The 21,773-nt window shown below is 50.7% G+C and carries 1 protein-coding gene; it reads left to right on the forward strand.

Annotation, left to right across the window (positions count from 1 at the left end; genetic code table 11):
- The first annotated feature begins 58 nt into the window (after positions 1–58).
- Positions 59–21,769 (forward strand): Ig-like domain-containing protein, encoded by a 21,711-nt coding sequence (locus AB3R30_RS20085; RefSeq protein ID WP_458650998.1) that lies wholly within the window; start codon positions 59–61, stop codon positions 21,767–21,769.
- Positions 21,770–21,773: the final 4 nt, after the last annotated feature.

A 21,773-nucleotide genomic window follows, 5' to 3' on the forward strand; every position in this document is an offset into this window, starting at 1 on the left:
ACTCCCTCCCATTTTCTAACCGTTCACCTCCGGTTCATTTACCCCTGCGAGATTAGTCATGCCAAATTCCGATAATCCTTTGAACCAAAGCAGCAAAGATGTCTTTGCCAAACCTTTTCTAGAAGAAGCATCCCTGCTGGATAGTAGTTCATTTCTGGGTTTGGGTAAGGCACTCTCGCAGACCTCAACCGCTCCCAATGCAAACATTGACCCGCTGACCAAACCCGCCGACATTCAATCTCTGGCAGAAACTAAATCCACTGCTAAATTGCCGTTGGACAACTCCACTGTTTTCAATACCCCTCAAACTGTCAGATCCAGCCCTACACAGCCTGGTAAAGATCCGATTACAGGCAACCCCATTTCCACCCAAACAATTGCTGCCTACACTACATCCGCAGCATCTATCCCCAGCCAGTCCAGCAGTAGTTCTACCAGCACTCCCAGCACTCCCAGCACTCCCAGCACTCCCAGCACTCCCAGCACTCTACCCAAGTTCACCATCCTGGCAGAAGGCACCTTTACCGTCAATGGCAATGGCGACTTTGATGGAGATGCGCTGAATCCCAACGACGATGCCCTGATCTACGCTGGCACAGGTTTCACTATCAACGGAACCAATACCCTACCTGTACGTCGGGATGCCAACGGTAACGTGTTGCGCGATGCGAATGGTAGACCTATCCTGGTCGATAACGCCGTTACTGTTGGACAGGGCTACACCATTACCAATGCCAACGGCAGTCAATATGCAGGCTTAATTCCGCCGCCTGTAATCCCCCAGCAAACCCTCTTTGTACCCGCCTATGCAGATGTAAAATCTCAGGAGCTTGACCGCCGCATTCCTGCTGGCACCCCGACTGTCATCTTTAACGCCGCTCAAAATCCGCTCAACAATGCCTCCGACTGGAACCGCAAATTTCCAGCACCGGGCACTGCGGCTCAACCCACGGTTGTGCGCGTCACCAACGGCGGGCTGAACATTCCCAATGGCATTACTCTGCGTAACACCATCATCCTGGTTGATAACGGCAGCATCAACTTCAACGGCAGCGGTCATGTGTTTGACAACGTGGTGCTGGTAACCAACAACGGCAACGTTAACCTGTCAAATGTTCAATCTAGCAACTTATCCGTCCTGTCCTCCGGCACGATCAACATGAACGGGGGTGCCAGATTTGGGGGTTCCACACTGCTAGCAAACAATAGCGGCGACATTAACTTCAATGGAGCCACCACAAATCTAGATGCTGCCAACCACATGAAAGTGGTATCCCAGGGCAATATCACCTACAACGGCGCGGCAGACACCCGTGGCGCATTTCTGACTGCTCGCAACTACACCTCCAACGGCAACTCTTCGTTGTATGGGACGATTGGGGCAAAGGGTAACGTCCTGTTTAACGGTCGGGCAACGGTCGTGGGAGTTGCAGATCTGCAACTGGGCAGCAATCCGCCAGTGATTACTGCCACCCTGACCCGCGATACCGCCCCCAACAATACGACCAACACGGATCGGATTACCTTTGACCCCAGCATTCAAGGCTCGATTACCCTGACGGGTTGGGGGATTCAAGTGGGTGCCAGCGCTGGCAATACCAGCGGTCATCTATCCGTTACAGACCCCAATCAAATCACCGAATTCAAAGCAGGCTTTAACACCGCCCCAGTCAATAGCTACATTGACATCCGCTCCAGCCTTACCGCGAACGGCAACTTCTCTCTGACCCGCAGTCAACTCAATACCGTTTTCGGCACCACCTTGCCCGATGGACAGCACACCCTATATTTACAGGCAAAAGACAAATACGGCAGTAGCAGCAACGTTGCCATCAGTTTTACCCTTGATAGCCAAACTGGGGCACCCAGCCTCGGCTTGACTGTTGCCAGCGATAGCGGTCAAAGCAGCACTGACCAAATTACTCGCATTAACACCCCCACGGTTTCAGGTGTGGCAGAAGCTGGCGCTAGCGTTCAACTATTCAACAACGGACAGATTATCGGTCAAACGACCGCATCTACGAATGGCACCTGGCAAATTGCCACAACCCAACTAGCAGATGGGACTCATGCTCTGAGCGCGATCGCCACCGATATTGCAGGAAATACCAGTGCCACGTCTTCGCCACTTAACGTCACCATTGACACCGCCCTACCACAGCTATCTCTGACCACCCAAATCGCTGCTCCGCTGAAAAACAACGCCAAACTTGCAGGCACCATCAACGGCACCGGGTCGGCAGTTGCCTCATTGAGCTACCGCTTTAATACGGGGACAGGGGTTGCTGTTTCTCTGAGCAATGTCGGTGAGTTCAACCAAAACTTTGACTTTACTGGACTTGCAAACGGCACCCATACCCTCACCCTAACAACAGTGGATGTTGCTGGCAACACTCGCACTCAAGCCTATACCGTTGAAATTGCCCTGGATACAGAAGCACCTATCATCAGTGCAGTGTTGGTCCGTGACACTGCCCCGAATGGCAGTACCAATAGCGACCGAATCACCTTTGACCCTGCCATTAGCGGCAGTCTCACCGATGCCAATTCAGTAGTTTCTTTCCGCGCTGGATTCAACAGCACCGACCCCGCCAACTTTGTCAGCATCTCGCCCCAACGCCAAGCCGATGGAACTTTCACACTAACCCGCACTCAGCTAGAACAAGTATTGGGTGACACCCTTGCCGATGGACTACACACCCTGCGTTTGCAGGCAGAAGATGAATTCGGTAATCGCTCTAATCTTTTCAACCTCACTTTCACCCTCGATACTACGGTCATTGCACCAACCGAATTGCAACTCGCCGCAGGCAGCGACAGTGGGCAAAGCAGCGCAGATCGGATCACCCGCATCACTACTCCCACCATTCGAGGCAATGCAGAGCTTGGAACAACCATTCAACTCTATCAAGGCAATCAGGCGGTAGGAGAAGCTGTAACCGATGCGAATGGCGCTTGGGAAATCACCTCTATACCCCTCCCGAACGGCACCCATGAACTGACGGCGATCGCGACTGATAGTGCGGGTAACGTCAGTAGCCATTCCACTACTCTCACTGTTGTCGTCGATGCAGCGTTGCCCACGTTGACCCTTACCACTCCAATCGACACCGTTACTCTGACCAATAATGCTCGATTGGCGGGATCTGTGGATGGAACCGGCTCTGGCATCACGGCTCTCAGCTATCGGTTTGATACTGGAGTGGAGATTGCCCTTATCACTGACGGTACTGGCGCATTCAATCAAGCGTTTGATTTCACAGGCATCAGCAATAGGACGCATACTCTGACCCTGACGGCGATCGACTTGGCAGGCAACGTCACCACCCAACAATTCAATGTTGTGATCGCCTTGGATGAAGAGGCACCCGTGATTGTCGCGGGTCTAGTGCGCGATACGGCACCGAATAACAATACCAACACCGACCAGGTCACCTTTGATCCCACCATCAGCGGCACGGTTGCTGATGTCAGCGCAGTCGTTGCTTTTCGGGCTGGCTTTGATACTATCCCGGCAACCAATTTTATCGATGTCACGGCTCAACGACAGACAGATGGGCAATTCATCTTCGACCGCGCTCAACTAGAAGCCATTTACGGTGGGACGCTGCCCGATGGCTCCCATACGCTACGGCTGCAAGCACAGGATACCAACGGCAACCTATCCCAAGTGTTTGCCGTTGCTTTTGTGCTCGATACCGCACCGCCTACTGCTCCTGTTCTTGATCTCGCAGACTTTAGCGACAGCGGGCAAAGCAACACAGACAATATTACCCGGACAAATACGCCCACAATCATGGGCGTTGCAGAAGCGGGCACGACGGTGCAGCTTTTTGTGGATGGCAATCCTATGGGTCAAATTGTCAGCGATGGCAGTTGGCAGTGGGTAACTCCCGCACTGGCGGACGGGATGCATGTCGTCACCGCACTCTCAACCGATGCGGCAGGAAATGTGAGTGCCGTATCCGAGCCACTGCAACTGACGATCGACACGACGATTCCTCTGTTGACGCTTGCCACAAACCCTGAAACGACCCCATTGGTGAATGGTTCCCGGCTAGCAGGCAGCGCTAACGGAACGGGTTCAGCCCTGGTTTCTTTGTCCTACCGCTTCGATGGGCACGCTGAAATTCCTCTTTCTTTCACGGAGGCGGGTGGATTTAACCAGGCAATTGATTTCACTGGCATTAGCAATGGCACTCATGCCCTGACTATTACTAGCCTTGACCAGGCAGGGAACATTTCAACCCAAACCTTCGCCGTGACGGTAGATCTGGATGTTACGGCTCCCGTGATTACCGCATCGCTTGTTCGCGACACCGCACCGGATGGCGCTACTAATGCCGATCACATTACGTCGGACCCCAAGATTACAGGGGCGATCTCAGACCGCAGCCGGGTTGTCGAAGTATGGGCAGGATTTGAAAATGCGACCGAGTTGACTAACATTACCGATATCCTCAATGCCGATGGGTCTTTCAGCCTCAGCCAAGCTCAACTAAACGCAATTTACGGAGGAATCCTGCCTGACGGCTTCCATACCCTTTCTCTCAAAGCTAAAGATGAGTTTGGCAACCTCTCGGATGCCTTCACTGCTTCTTTCACGCTTGATACTACGGCACCGACAATGCCAGGGTTGAACCTGCTTTCTACCGATGATAGCGGACGTAGCAACCGCGATGACATTACCCGCGTCAACACTCCGATGATTGTGGGCACAGCGGAGATAGGCAGTGTAGTGCAACTGTTGGTTGATGGTATTCCCGTCGCTCAAACCACGAGCGATGGCACCTGGCAGTTATCCACGGGTCAACTGAGTGATGGGATTTACCAAATCACAGCTATCTCAACCGATGCAGCAGGCAATACCAGTGCGGTATCGGTTCCGCTAACCATCACCGTGGACACGCGCCTGCCGTTGCTGTCTGTCACCAGCATTGCTGACAATGCCACGCTGGTGAACCATGCTCGATTGGTTGGTAGTGCGGATGGAACTGGGACTGAGATTGCCACCCTCCGCTATCGTTTTGATGATTCAGCAGAAATTCCAATCTCGCTCACAGGCAGCAGTTTTGACCAGGCGATCGACTTCGCAGGAATTGCGAACGGAGCGCATACCCTGACGCTTACCAGCACTGATGTTGCCGGAAATATCACAACCCAGCAATTCACTGTGATTGTGAATTTAGATATGGCAGCACCAGTGATTGCGGCTGGTTTAGCCAATGACACCGGCATTAGCGCTGATCTGATTACGGCTGATCCAACAATTATGGGCACCTTGGCAGATGCCAGTGCGATCGCCCAATTCAACGCCAGTTTTGGGGTCGCCAGCCCCAGTTTTGATGTGCTCTCAGATCGCGGAGCCGATGGACGCTTTACCTTTACACGGGAGCGGTTAGAACAAATTTATGGCAGTACCCTGCCTGATGGAGCACATACTCTGCGACTCCAGGCAAGCGACCAGTACGGCAATATTTCCCAGATCTTTGAGTTCACCTTTGTTCTCGATACCACCCTGCCGCTCAGTTTTGCCCTAGACCCTGCCTTTGATTCCACGCCTGTGGGCGACCAGCAAACCACCAACGCCACGGTTAGTTTGATGGGGCAGACCGATGCAGGCGCAACCGTGACCTTGCAGCAAACAGGCACCACCGCGATCGCCGATGCATCGGGTCAGTTTGTTTTTGCGAGTGTGGTATTAGCGTTAGGCACTAATGCTTTCACCGTACAAGCGGTTGATAGCGCTGGAAATCAGCAAAGCACCACCATCACCATCACACGCCTTGCTACGAATGCGGCACCCACGGACATTCTGCTGAGTGACAATACCGTCGCTGAAAATAGTGTGGGCGCGACGGTGATTGGTCAACTGAGCGCAATCGACTCAGATGCGGCTGATACTCACCAATATACGTTGCTCGATGATGCAGGTGGACGCTTTCAACTGGTGGGCAACCAACTTCAGGTGGCACCAGATGCCAGACTCGATTTTGAGGCAACTTCTACCTATACGGTGCGTGTGAGAACCACGGACAGCGGCACCCCTGACTTGTTCTACGACAAGACATTGGTAATCAACCTGACCGACATCAACGAAGCACCCCGGTTTGTCAGTACGCCCATCCGTAGTGCTGAAGCGGGCACCCTTTACAGCTATCCCATTGCCACCACAGATCCAGAAAACACGGTTCGCTCCATTTCGGCAACCGATCTCCCCAGTTGGTTAACAGTTGTAGACAACGGAAATGGCACAGCGCAGCTATCGGGAACCCCTTCTACGAATCAATCCGGCATCTATTCAATCACTCTTACAGTAACTGATACAGGCGGTTTAACGTCTACCCAAACCTTCTTTATCTCTGTGGATGTGCTGCTGCGCGAAGGCGCTAACTTTAGCCCACAGCAGACGACGACCTTCACCATTACTCAACCGTCAATTCTCAGTTTTAAGATTGACCCGTTGACCTTCGACACCACCGACTTAGATTCCATCAAGGATGCCTTTGAAGTAGCGATCGTGGATGCTGATGGCAACTCGCTGGTGCATACCATTGCTCCAGGGCGAGATGCTTTCTTCAACTGGACTGAAGGGGAGCCTGTGGCACTGGGAGCCGGAACCACCTATTCCAGTCAGACTCAAACGGTAAGCTTAAACCTGACGGGAATTCAACCGGGGACGGTGGCGACGCTGATTTTCCGCCTGGTGAACAATGATGGCGATACGACTACCGGAGTCCGGGTCAAGGATATTGCGATTACGGATGCACCACTGGGTACTCAGTCGTCCACTGGGATTATTCCTGGCGCTGCTACACCCCCTAACCCGATTCAATCTGATAAATTCCTGGTTCTAGCGGATGTGTCCTCCAGTATCAACGTGGAGTACCGCCTCACAACCTTTAACGCGGACTTGGAACTGTTATACGCGGATATTGCGATCCAAAATAGCGGTACCTACAGTGTGGATGCTCCATTATTGGTGGCTATTCGCAATATTAGTGATCCTGGTGTTGTGGTTCGCAATCCTGATGGGTATACGCCAGAAGGGTTGCCCTACTACAACTTCAGTTCCCTTGTCGCAGATGGCAAACTTGATCCAGCGGAATTAACCAGCATCCGCAGCCTGGTGTTTTACAACCCCAACCAGGTTCAATTCACCTATGATCTTGTGGTTCTGGCGCAATTAAATCAGGATCCTACGGTTAACTCTCAACCCGTGCCAGAAGTCGTTGCAGGCAAACCCTACACCTATCAGGTCCATGCATCAGATCCCAATCAGGACCGGCTGATCTACAAACTACTGGTGGCACCGCCAGGCATGACAGTTGTTGCCCAGACAGGGTTAATTCAGTGGGAGACAACCGCTGCCAACACTGGAAATCATTCAGTGGTTGTTCAAGTAAGCGATGGTCGAGGGGGGACAACCACCCAAACCTACACCTTATCGGTCCTGCAATCACCACCCAATCGCCCACCCAGTTTTACATCCACTCCAGAAGTAGATGCCTATATCAACCAACCCTACACTTATGATGCAGATGCCACCGACCCAGATCAAGATCATCCACTGACCTACCGTCTCATTTCAGGTCCAGATGGCATGACCCTTGATCCCAACACTGGACAAGTGCAATGGAAACCCTCTGCTGTTCTAGTTTTGGGGGACACAGTGCGAAGTAACATCAATACCGCTGGGCAGGTTGATGAATTCTCATTCACTGGAACTGCGGGGCAACGGCTCTATTTTGATTCCTTGCTGTATTCGGGTCAGGCTTCAAGTTGGAAGTTAGAAGTTTATAGTCCCAGTGGTCGTCAGGTGATTGGAGATAGTTCTACCCACTTTCACTGGACTGAAAATGCCCTCATCACCCTGGCAGAAGCTGGCAACTACCACGTTAAAGTCAGCCGTCGAGACAGCGGTACTGGGAATTATGGGTTTAGCCTAATCGATGTGGCCCTGACCCCCATTGCTGCCTTCGATACTCTCATCCAGGGACAGCTAACACCAGGGACAGAAGATGATATCTTCCGGTTTGTGGGCAACAAAGGACAACGATTGTTTTTTGATAAGCTCCGCAATCAGGGAGATCTTGGCTGGGTACTTTACAACAACAGTAATCAGATCATTAGTTCCAGCTATAGCTTCACCGACCTTGAAGTTGTTTTACCAGAGAGCGGAGAATACCTCCTGGCGATTCAAGGACGACTTGCATTCAACCAAATGGTAGATTACGCCTTTACCGTCATCACCCCTGAAACCACAACTCTACCCATTACCCCTGGGAGTAATGCCAATCCAAACACGGTGAGTGGCTCAATCACAGAGAAAGGGGAACAAGACGTTTACACTTTTACTGGAGAAATCGGACAGAAAATCTATTTTGACGGTCTATCCGGCGATTACTCCATTAGTGCCTCACTCCACAGTCCTAGTGGAGTGAGGCTTCTGGACTTGAACTTAGTCAATGCAGCAGTCATTCTGCTCACCCTGACTGAAGCCGGAACTTATCAACTGGTCGTGGATGGCTATGAGGAAAATATTGGCAACTACAGCTTCAACCTGCTCAATGCAGGACTGGCTCCGGTAATCAGCCTGGATGCAGACTACAGCGGACAACTCAATCCGGGTCAGGAAACTCACCTGCATACGTTCACAGGCACCGCAGGGCAAACACTCTATTTTGACTCTCAAACAGGTTCCGGTGGAGGAGTCTGGTCGCTCTATGACGGTGGAAATCAACAAATTTATATCGCTGATATTCGATCTGACTTTGAAATCACGCTCTCAGCAACGGGAACTTATACCCTGGCACTGGATGGGTACAGTGCCGAGGCGCTCGATTATCAATTTCGGATCATCACCCCAGAAACCAGAATAACTGCAATCACTTCTAACGGTTCTACAGTTACGGGTTCGATTGCAGAAAAGGGCGAACAGGATGTCTATACGTTTACCGGCAGCAATGGACAACGACTATACTTAGATACCTTGCTAAGCGACTACTCCATTGGTGCTTCACTGTATAGCCCAAGTGGAGTAAAACTTCTAGAGCGTGATCTACGTACAACAGAGCCAGAACCCTTTACCCTGACTGAAGGTGGGACCTATCGACTGGTTGTAGATGGTTCTGGAGAAACAACTGGAAATTATGGCTTTCGACTGGTTGATTTAGCAACGATTGCTTCGATTACACTAGGCACTCCCATCACCGATAGTTTGGCTGCCCAAACCACCAAGCTTTACAAATTTAATGGCAACACTGGACAACGTTTTCGATTTGATAGCCTATCGGCTGAATATGGAGCAGAATGGGTGCTGTATGGTTCTGGGAATTCAGTCGTTCGCTCTGCATATCTGGAGACTGACTTTGATGCCGAACTCGCCAATACGGGAACCTATATTCTAGCGCTACGGAGCTATAGCGATAGTGCGGTGAACTATCGCGTTCAAGTGAACTCACTTGCCCCATTGAATGTGACGAAGAGTGGGTTTGGAACGGTTTATAGTGGCACCAGCACAGAGACAACCCCTGCGACTCGAACGTTTACAGCGACTGTTGGCACTTTAGTGTATTTCGATAGTCGGGGAAGCTCTGGGGACGTGTACACTTCGATTGTGGCTCCAGATGGAAGCGGGATCACCTTTGATATTGCCAATAGAGATTCGCAGGTTTTCCTGCTCAAGCAATCAGGGACTTACACCTTGCAATTCACAGGAAATGGTGGTTACAGCTATCAGATGATTGATGTGGGAGCTACCGCAAATACTCTGACACTGGGTGCCGTCACCAATGTCACCTTAAATCCTGCCACGGCTGCTAAGGTATACAGCTTCACAGGCGCAGTAGGGCAGCAACTTTATTACGATGCCCTCAACGGCATCGATCCCAACGTTTCTGTTCGCCTGGTGACTCCAAGTGGACGAGAATTATTCAATAGTGATGCTGAATATGACCAGGACTTAGCCAAAACATTAACCCTGAATGAAGCAGGCACTCATTATCTGGTATTTTTTGGGACTCCAGCTGCTGAAAGCAATGTGAGTTTCCGGTTATTGAACAAATCTGCCGCAACTCAGATCTCTCTTGATACGAACGTTGCAGGAAGTTTTAATAATAGCTTAGAAACGAAGCTCTTTCGCTTTAATGGCAGTGTAGGACAGTTTATTTTCCTCAACCAGCAGGCAGGCAGCTTTCCAAACGATTGGTACCTGTTTGGACCGGGAGGACAATCCATTGCATCTAGCTACATCTACAACGATGCAGAGTTTAGTTTGCCTGCAACCGGAGAGTACCTGCTGGTGATGCGGGGCAATGGCAGTAGCGATCTCACCTACCAGTTCCGCCTGGTGACTCCAGAATTAGTTACAGCACCCCTGGCATTGAATCAAACTGTGAGTGGAGCCATTTCTGAACCTGGAGAAAATGATACTTATACCTTTACTGGAACGGCTGGGCAGCAGCTTTTCTTGGATGCCTTGAGCGCTGATTACGTCAATTTAGTGGTTCGGCTGTACAGTCCCAGTGGTCGCGAGATTTACAGCAACGAGATTCAAAATGACGGGCGCTTAGCTCAAACTCTTACTCTCAGCGAGAGTGGCAATTATCGGTTGGTTGTTGATGGCTATGGCGATGCAATCGGGAGTTACAGCTTCCGGTTGTTAAATCAAGCGGATACCCAGTTGATTCAGTTGGATGAATTGGTAATAGGACAACTGATAGACAGCCTTCACAGCAATGTCTACCGTTTCATGGGCAATGCTGAACAGAATGTGTATCTTAACCAGCAGATTGACAGTTTCAATGAGTGGTACTTGTTTGGACCGGGAGGACAATCCATTGCATCTAACTACATCTACAACGATGCAGAGTTTAGTTTGCCTGCCACAGGAGAATATCTACTGGTGATGCGGGGTAATGGTAGTAGCGACCTCACCTATCAATTCCAACTGGTCACTCCTGAATCGGTTTCGGCACCGTTGACGTTAAATCAGGTTGTGAGTGGCACTTTCTCTGAACCAGGGGAAAGCGACACATTTACATTCAAAGCTGAAGCAGGACAACGTTTATACTTTGATAATTTAATTCACGATAATCGAGTCAATTTTAAGTTAGTCAGTTCCCGGGGGGCAGAAGTTTTTAGTGGTACAAGCGACAGTAACCCTTTCTACTTGGCAGAAACAGGCACTTACCAATTAGTGGTTGATGGCAATGGTGATACTACTGCCAATTACAACTTCAGACTGATTGACTTAGAGGATATCCCTGAGTTGACACTGGATACACCGATTACTGCTAGCCTGAATTCAGGGAAAGCAGTGGATTTATATCAATTTGAGGCGATCGTCGGGCAACGGCTGTATTTTGATCTAACAGCAGACTCTTGGAACAATGGTGATTGGGTTCTTTACAGTCCCGATAACCAAGTCATTGGTGCCCCACTCAATTCATCTCCAGACTTTGAATTTATCGCTTCAGCCCCCGGAATCTACGTCCTGGCTATTCGAGGAAATTCTGAGGCTGAAGTTAATTACAGATTTAAAGGTGTATCATCAACCATTGAAGTAACTGCTCTGACTTTAGGTAGCACTTTATCTGGAACTCTCAGCAAAGTAGGAGAATCAGATGAGTTTACCTTCACAGGATCTGTTGGACAAGCACTATTTTTTGACAGTCTTATCGGCAAAAGCGACATTCGAGCTAGACTGATTAGTCCTACAGGAAATCAGGTTTTTGAGTACGCTACGAACAGTGATGGAACTCCGGTTATCCTCACTGAAGCAGGAACCTATCGCTTAGTGCTTGATGGTGATGCTGAGATCACAGGTGATTATCGCTTTCGGCTGCTGGATCTGGCTACGGCTGATAAATTACCCATCGGTAGTTCAGTTGCAGGTGTGGTAGATCCTGATAGTGGAGTCAAACTCTACCAGTTGAGCGGAAGTGTCGGGCAACGCTTAAATTTTGATCTGGAAGCAGCTTCCTGGAACGAAGCAAATTGGACTCTCTATAGTCCAAATGGTCAAGTGATCTCCACTCCTTCAGCCTTATATCCTGATTTCAGCGTTATGTTGCCCGCTAATGGACTGTACACGTTAGCGATTCAAGGCAATCAGGATGATCCTGTTACCTATCGGTTTACCGTAGCCGATCAAACAGCATCGCCAATCGCAACGACGGGATTGGGACTTGTACGATCTGGAACTATCGCATCAGGGCAGGTTGTAGCGCACACGTTTACAGCAAATGCTGGAACCACAATTTATCTTGATAGTCTGGACGCAGACTATGACCCAGTGCAAATCATCCTGTTCAACCCAGATGGAATTCAGGTTCTTGGGACTGACGCTTCTAGTGACTCGAATCTGATTCAGTTGCAACAAACAGGTATCTATACTGTTCAGATCAAAGGGTTTTACGAAACCAGTACAGGAGATTATTCGTATCGGATTCTTGAACTCCCCTCACAAACCCCAGACCCACGAGGAAATGAGAATTCATTGCAGATGGGTGTTATGGTTTCTAAGACGCTGAGTGCGGGTCGAGCAACTGAAGTGTATAGCTTTACGGGTACTGTTGGGCAGCAGATTTTTTACGATGGCATGTTGCCTCTCAACTCTCCTGGGATTTTGTCAGTTCGCTTGATCAGCCCTCAAGGAACCCAGGTTTTCAGTTCTAATACCTTTGGATCTGCGATTGGAGACAATGGTCCTCATATTTTAACGGAATCTGGCACATACAACTTGCTGATTAGTGGAGAGCAAGATACTGAGTTGGATTACCGTTTCCGGCTGTTGGATGTTGAAGATGCTCAGGAGTTAAGCCTTAACCAGCAGGTGAATGCAACCCTGCAACCTGGCTTCTCCACTCATCTGTACAAGTTTGACGGAACGGCAGAGCAGAAACTCTATTTTGATGGGATTTTGGGTGACCTGGTTAGCTGGACACTGTACCGTCCCGGTCATTTACAACCACTGTATAGCGTTAGTACCATCACTGGCGATTTTGAAATGACGTTGCCGACTGATGGAGAGTACGTTCTAGCAATTGTTGGGAACTCTCCGACTGTGACTGATTACAGTTTCCAGGTCTTGAAGTCAAAAGGGCTGACAGCAATTATCACTCCAGGGAATGGTGACACCTCTAAAGCTGAAGAAAATAATCGCTATTCTGTCCGAATTGGAGTGAAGGATGGGCAAGGTGGCGAGACTGAACAATCCTTTAATGTCCGTGTTCATCCAGACCCTGGCAATCACAACCCATCGATCGTCACTGAAGCAATCCAAACCGCCTACACCTCTCGTTGGTATCTTTATGATGTAGACGCGATCGATGTCGATAGGGATCTTCTTACCTATCGATTGGCTGATGCACCGAATGGGATGACGATCGACCCTGGAACGGGCAAAATCAGTTGGGCAACACCGCTTGCAGGCTCGCATACCGTTAAAGTACGTGTAGACGATGGTCGGGGTGGAGTTGAATTTCAAAGTTTTGATTTGCAGGTCAGCAGTGTGACTCCAGGCACCATCCGAGGCAGTGTTTATTTAGACATGGATGGCAATGGACAACGCAGAGTTACCAATCCAGGTAACCTCACGCCGTATGACCAGGTTACTGTGGGTGAGCGCTTCCAAGATATTTATACCCCTTATGACTTAGGTAAACCGGAGGGAGTGACTGGAATTCTGGGTGCAATGGCTTTCAAACAGAATGCGTCAGGTCAAATTGACCCGAATACTTTGCTAGTAGGTGGCGGCGCTGCTAGTGGAGGAGGAGCACTGTATGAAGTGAAGGTCCTGCGTGGAGAGGGCGGACACATCATTGGGTTTGATGATGATGGCAATCCAGAGACTCCTTATGCCGCCAAATATTATGCTGATGCTCCTTACAACGATGCAGGATTGGTCTACACCGCAGATCGGGTATTGCTGGCAAACCAATGGGCACCGGGGGGGGTGAATCAGATTCAACCGGGAGGGACTCCTTATCAAACACTGCCTGATACCCTGGGCGGGTTAACCTTTGTCCCCGATGGGTTTGGAGGGGCAGGACAACTCAAAGCAACCGGACACTATCCTAGCAACGCCTTTTACACCGTTCAGTACTCAGTTGGTGGAACTTTTCCAGACGGTACGCCGAGATATCAGATTGACTCCCTGGAGTATGAAACAACCGTTGGTTACGGACCCGGAGGCTTTGTCTATGTGCCTGTCTCTGCATCCGGGTTTGAATCCGGTAACAGGATGCTGGTCGCCAACTGGAATGTTGGACAAATTACCGCCTATGAAGTGGATGCCGAAGGAAACCCAATCAACTCGACGGGGGAGATTTTCATTGATGATTATGCCGGGGCTTGGGGAGCCACCACGGACCCAGTAACCGGGGACTTCATCTTTAATGGTTGGACGGGGTTGGATAATCTGATGATTGTCCGAGGACTGGGTAAATCAGACCAGAATGAGCGGGGCATGGCAGACTGGCTGGTTTACGTAGACCTGGATCAGGATGGGCAACGGGATGTGGGTGAAGCCTATAGCTATACCGATTCTCAGGGTAATTATGCCTTTACGCTTGCGCCTGGAACTTACCGGATTGCTCAAGAGTTGCAGCCCGGTTGGACACAAACTTCACCCTTATCTCCGGTTTATCGGGATGTGACAATCTCAGCAGAACAAACGGCTTTTGGGATTGACTTTGCCAATACGAATGTTGCGGTCAATGCGACCAATAACGTTGCACCCCAGTTTACCAGCACTGCCATTGAGCACGTCACGGCGGGTGAGAAGTTTTTGTATCGGGCGGCGGCGACTGACCTGAATGGCGATGCCCTCAGTTTTGATCTGGTGTTACAGCCTGAAGGGATGGCGATCGCCCCCAATGGCACGATTTCCTGGCGACCCTCCAATGCTCAAGTTGGGCTGCACGAGGTGATTGTTAGAGTCCAGGATGGCAAAGGTGGATTAGACCTGCAAGCCTTCACAGTTGAGGTCAAGGCGGGTAATCATGCCCCGGTCTTTACTTCGTCCGCACCTTCAGAACTCCATCCCCAGGTTGGTAAACAATTCCAGTATCAGTCCCGTGCCATTGACCTCGATAGTGACACCTTGACCTATGAGATTGTGCCAGACTCGACCAGTCCAATTACCCCTACTAACGTCTCGATTGATCCAGTCATGGGTTGGGTGACCTGGATCCCTGAGGCGAATCAGGTGGGTGGGGCATTCAACTGGGTAGAGTCAAATGCGCTTCAGCCGTGGCAAATTACGATTCGAGCCACTGATGGAAAAGGGGGAGAAGCTTTTCAGCAGTTGAATTTGATCGTTGATCCAGCCGCCTCCAATCAAGCTCCTTTGATTACTTCAATGCCTCGCACCGTCACGCGACTAGGCAACGCTTATTTCTATCAAGTTCAGGTGAATGATCCCGATGGAGATGCGCTCACCTACAGTCTGGAGACGGCTCCTACAGGCATGACCATGACAGCCAATGGTTTAATTCAATGGGTTCCCACGGCGACTCAATCAGGTGCCCATCCGGTTTCGCTTCAGATTACCGATGGAAACTTTGTTACGACTCAAACTTACTGGCTCAATGTCACGCATCAGGCATCCAATCAAGCCCCTGAAATTACCTCAGCTCCGACATTGGTGACGAATGTAGATCGGACCTATACCTATGACTTAACTGGAGGTGACCCAGATGGGGATCTAGTGATTTGGAGTTTGGTGAAAGCCCCGGATGGGATGGTGCTTGATCCAACCACGGGTGCTTTGCGCTGGCATCCGGGTACCACTCAAATTGGCACCCATGACGTTACAGTCAATTTAATCGATAGCAATGGCTTGAGTACCACACAGGCATTCACCCTGACGGTTAGAGGGGCGAACACGGCTCCAGCAATTTCATCGATTCCGGTGACTCGGGCTGCCCAGAACCAACCCTACACCTATCAAGTTGTGGCAACAGACCTGGAAGGAGATGGGCTGTCCTACAGTCTGAGTACCCGCCCCCAGGGAATGACCATTAGCCACGACGGTCAGATTCAGTGGCAACCTACGACTGCACAGCTTGGACTCCATGAAGTGAAAGTAGTTGTCACCGATGAGCAGGGGGGAACCACGACCCAGCGCTTCACAGTCGAGGTGAGCACTACGGCTGTCAATCAGGCTCCCACGATCTCGTCTACGCCCGTCTTCCTGGCAAATACTGACACACCTTACACCTATCAGGTGACTGCCGCCGATCCTGATGCGGGCGATGCCTTAACGTATCAGTTGCTAGAAGGTCCGTCCGGGATGACAATCCATCCCATGACCGGAATATTGCACTGGGATCGTCCGGTGATTGGCACTTATCAGGTGGCGGTTGGAGCCATCGACTTACAGGGATTAGGCGGAGCACAGGGCTTTACCCTCACTGTGCAGGAAAACCATGCACCCACAATTGCATCGATTGCTCCAGAATCAGCACTCTTGGGCACCACCTATCGCTACGATGTCCGGGCAGTGGATGTGGATGGCGATCGCCTCACTTATCAACTCGATGCCGCATCCACCGCCAAAGGCATGACCCTAGACGATCGCGGACGGCTAGTCTGGAATCCCCAAGCAACCGATGTGGGAACGCCCCAGACGGTGACGATCTCGGTTCGCGATAGCCAGGGTGCCACCGTGCAACAAACCTTTGCGCTGAACGTGGTGGCAGATACCGAAAAGCCCAAAGTGACTGTCCTTGCTACCCAAACCCTGGTCGATAAAGGCAGCGTCGTCACCTTGATGGCACGGGCAACCGATAATGTGCGGGTAGAAAACCTGACCCTAATGGTGAATGGCACTCCGGTGATGCTAGATGCCTATGGACAGGCAACCGTGACCCTGAATCAAACCGGGTTTATCCAGGCAGTTGCCACGGCGATCGATGGAGCCGGGAACCAAAACACTGCCAATCTGGCGATCGAGGTGATTGATCCCACCGCCACCTTCACTCCCAATCTCACCTTTGATTTGCCCGATGTCGTGACCGCTCCCACCCAGTTCTCGGTGGGTGGGGAAGGAGTGACCGGGTACACACTGGAAGTGGCACCCGTGGGGAGTGACCAATGGCAAACCCTGACGCAAAAGCAGGGTGGAATAAGTGCCAATGAAGTAGCAACCTTTGACCCATCCTTACTGCAAAATGATGCCTACACCGTGCGGCTCTCCCTCTATGGAGCAAATGGTGGGGTTGTCACCATCGACGATGAGGTGAGTGTTCAAGGGGATTTGAAACTGGGCAATTTCCGGCTATCGTTTACCGACCTGTCGATTCCGGTGACGGGGATTCCGATTACGCTGACTCGCACTTACGACACCTTGACCAGCACAACCTTCGATGATTTTGGCTATGGCTGGCGGATGGAGTTTCGCGATACCGACTTGCGAACCAGTGTAGGTAAGCGATCTGAGGAAGATGAAATCTTAGGACGCTATCCTGCCTTTGATGACCAGACGAAAGTATTCATTACCTTACCCGGTGGGCAGCGGCAAGCCTTTTCGTTCCAAGCCAAGCCCGTGGAAGAAATTGATGGGGTGAGTTTGGGGCTGTTTACCAAGTACTTCTATGAACCAACCTTTGTGGGAGACAAGGGGGTGACCAATACCCTGACGATCGAGTCGAAGGAGTTCTTTACTCGCACGGCAGATGGCAAGTACAGGGGCTTCCAGGGGCAACCGTTCAATCCGGCTGACCCCCTGTTTGGTGGCGTGTATGTGCTAACCAGCAAGGATGGCACCCAGTATCGAATTGATGCTCAGACGGGGGATTTGTTGACGGTCAAGGATACGAATGGCAATACGCTCACCTATACGGATGCGGCAATTACCAGTTCAACGGGGCAGCAGGTGACGTTTGAGCGCGATGGGTCAGGGCGGATTACGTCGGTGAAAGACCCGGAAGGGGAATTGGTGCGCTATGCCTATGATGCTCAAGGGGATTTGGTGAGTGTGAGCGATCGCGAAAACAACGTCACTCGCATGGTCTACGATGCCACCTATGATGACCCAAAGATTCCCGGCACTGATGATGGGGGGCGCGATCGCCGTTCTCATTTCCTCAGAGAAATTATCGACCCACTCGGTCGCACGGGGGCAAGAACTGAGTATGACGAGACTGGTCGCCTGAAGGAAATCATCGATGTCAACGGGAAAGCGGTCGTGATGACCTACGACATGAGCAGCGATCGCCAGGTTGTCAAAGACCAGTTGGGTAATGAAACGGTTTATGTCTACGACGATCGCGGCAATGTGCTGACTGAAATTGATGCGGAAGGAAAAGTCACTCAGCGCAAATACGATGCCAACAACTGGGTCACCGAAGAAACGGTGATCTCAGATCGCTCCGACGAGAACCTGGGCGATGATGTGATCATTGGCTTTACTAACCGCTACCAATACGATGCCAAAGGTAACAAAATCTTTGAAGAAACGGGCATTGTCACCCAGCGAGATCGCCAGGGCAACCTAATCTCTGAAACCAGTTTGGGGCTGAAAACTTATAGCACCTACGGTGACAAGAGCCGTTTGCTGAGTGAAACCGATGCGTTAGGTCGCACGACTCAATATGCCTATGACAGCAACGGCAATCTGACCGAAACCAAAGATGCAGACGGAGTTGTGACGAAGTACAACTACGACGCAACTGGGCAACTAAAAGGGGTTACCGATGCAAACGGAGAAGCCACCAGCTTTGCCTACACGAGTCGCGGCGATGTCTATGAGGTGAAGGATGCTCAGGGTAACATCACCAATTACACTTACAATCAACGCGGCGATAAGCTGACGGAGCGGCATTATCGCATCCAAGCTGATGGCACGGTTGAAACCCTGCTCACCACCTGGACTTACGATGATGAGGGTCGGGTGAAAACCATGACCGATGCTGACAATCGCACCACCACCTACGAATACGACAAATTGGGTCGTCAAGTGGCGGTGATAGATGCCCTCGGTCGGCGCATGGAATCGGTTTACAACGACAAGGGTGAATTGATCGAAACCATTGCCCCGGATGGCACACCGAACGATGCCACCGATAATCCCCGCATGGAGTCTCGCTACGACGATGCTGGACGCAAGATTGCGGATATTGACCCATTGGGCAGAGAAACCCGCTACGTCTATGACAAAGTAGGACGGATGGTGGAAACCATCCTGGCGGATAGCACCCCGGATAACTGGAACGACAACGATCTCAGCCGCACCGAGTACTTTATCGACGGCATGGTCAGAGCACAGATTGATGAGCGGGGTAATCGCACTGAGTTTCGCTATGATGCCGCAGGACGGCAGATTGCGGTGATTGCGGCAGATGTCACACCCAGTGATTTGAGCGATAATCCCACCACCCGCTATGAATACGACCAAGCCGGACAGCAAACGGCAGTGACCGACGCGCTGGGGAAAACCACCCGCTATGTCTACGATGATTTGGGACGGATGGTGAAGACGATCTTTGCCGACCAAAGCATCATGTCTCAGGATTATGACAATCTGGGTCGCCGAATTGCGGCGGTAGACCAAAATGGCAACCGCACTGAGTATCGCTATGACGATTTGGGTCGGCTGACTGGGGTGAAGGATGCGTTGGAGCAATGGACGGAGTATGGTTACAACGAGCAGGGACAACTAATCTGGCAGGAAGATGCCAATGACCATCGCACCACTTACGAATACGACATCCTGGGGCGCAGGGTTGCCACGGTGTTGTCCCTGGGTCAGCGATCTACGATGACTTACGACGCAGTGGGCAACACCCAGACGGTCACGGATTTCAACGGGGAGACCCTCACCTTTACTTACGATGAGCAAAACCGCCTGACGCAGAAATCCTTTGCCGATGGTTCCAAGGTCGTTTATGCCTATACCCGCAACAATCTGCAAGACACAGTTTCGTTTGTGGATGCGGCGGGACAAACTACAGCGATCTACGACTATGACTACGATGTGCGCGACAGATTGACTCAACGCACTGATATCCTCGGTTTGGGGAATGACCAGACAGTACGCTCGATTGGGTATGGCTATGATGCCACCAGTAATCGTACCTCGTTGACCACCGCATCTGGCACCACGACCTATACCTACGATGAACGCAATCGCCTAGACGTGGTGCGACTGAATGGGGCGCTGCAAGCCGATTATGACTACAACGCTGTCAGCAACCTGACTCAAACTACCTTTGGCAATGGTACTCAGGAAACTCGCCAATATGATGACTTGAATCGCCTCAAGCAGTTAGAAAACTGGCGGGACACCACAAAGCTGGCAAGCTATGAGTACACGCTTGATCAGGTAGGCAACCGCACCCAAATCGATGAATTCCAAAATGGGGAATCCCGAACACTCACCTATACCTACGATGATTTGTATCGCCTGACGAAGGAAGTGATTGATGCCGCCGGGACTCAGAATGATTTGACCCAAGACTATAGTTACGATGAGGTGGGCAACCGTCAGTGGAAAAAGGAAACGGCGAATGGGGTTACTACTGAGACGGAGTATACCTATGACATCAACGATCGCCTGCTGAATGAAAAAGTAAACGGTGCGGTCACAGTAAGCTATACCTATGACAACAATGGCAGCACCCTGACCAAGACTGAGGCATCGGGCATAACCACCTATGTCTGGGATGACGAGAAGCGGTTGATTTCTGCGACGGTGAATGGGCAGCAGATGGAGTATCGCTACAACGACCAGGGGATTCGGGTCAGCAGCACAGTGAATGGGGTAGAAACGCGGTTCTTGCTGGATGAAGGGATGATTGCCCAGGTGTGGGAGGAATACGCGCCCGATGGACAGGTGCAGGTTGCTTACGCCTACGGCAACGACTTGATTAGCCAGACCCAGGGCGATCAAACGACGTTCTATCTGGTGGATGGTTTAGGTAGCACTCGGTTGCTCACGGATGACCAGGGAACTATCCTGAATGACTACCGTTATGATGCTTTCGGTAAAACCATAGGCGAAACAGGCAACACAGAAAACAAATATCTGTTTGCCGGGGAGCAGTTTGACAAGGGTTTAGGAGACTATTATCTACGTCAGCGTTTCTACGATACGGGCAGTGGACGTTTTGGTCGAATGGACACGTACGAAGGGTCAGTAGAGCAACCCTTATCATTACACAAATATATCTATGCAAATGTAAACCCAGTCATGATGCAAGATCCATCAGGTTTTATTGCTGGTGCTGGTTCTAGTGGTGGCGGCATAGGAGAGGCTGCGGCTGTCTTTGCAATCTTAGCTATCCTTGCAAGTATTGGAGCCATAACTTATACAGCTACACTTGAAAATACAAAAAACAAAGTGTGCCGTTACGAAATTGATAAGGATCACATTTTTTATCCAGACACACGGTTTGGTGGCGTGACGGGATTCCATTCCACAGCGCTCGCACAAGAAGGGTACGATTTTGAATGGTTAGATGAAAATCAGATTTCATCAACTGCATGGTATAGCCCATACGAAGCGACTTACCATCTTATAGGCAACCCAAAAGCCCAAAAAACCTCTTCATTCTTCCCTGATATAATGACTTACAACGATGTAATAGCAGCCATTGGAGAAGCGTATGTGAAAGATGGCTGTAAGCCCAATGGAGATTGGGCAGAATCTATTACATTGCCAGGAGCCAACATTCCTGCAACAGTCTCTGGCTCTGTCAAACCACTAGGCAATATTCACTTCATTACAACAGCGTATCCAGGTATGCTGAAGCGAGGGTAAAAAT

Origin of the sequence: Sivoneniella epilithica UHCC 1019 (genome assembly GCF_040830845.1) — a bacterium.
In the GTDB taxonomy this organism is placed as follows: domain Bacteria; phylum Cyanobacteriota; class Cyanobacteriia; order Leptolyngbyales; family Leptolyngbyaceae; genus ULC077BIN1.

What these genes read in the sequence shown, in the direction of transcription:
- AB3R30_RS20085 (WP_458650998.1), top strand. Translation starts at nt 59, where the DNA reads ATGCCAAATTCCGATAATCCTTTGAACCAAAGCAGCAAAGATGTCTTT.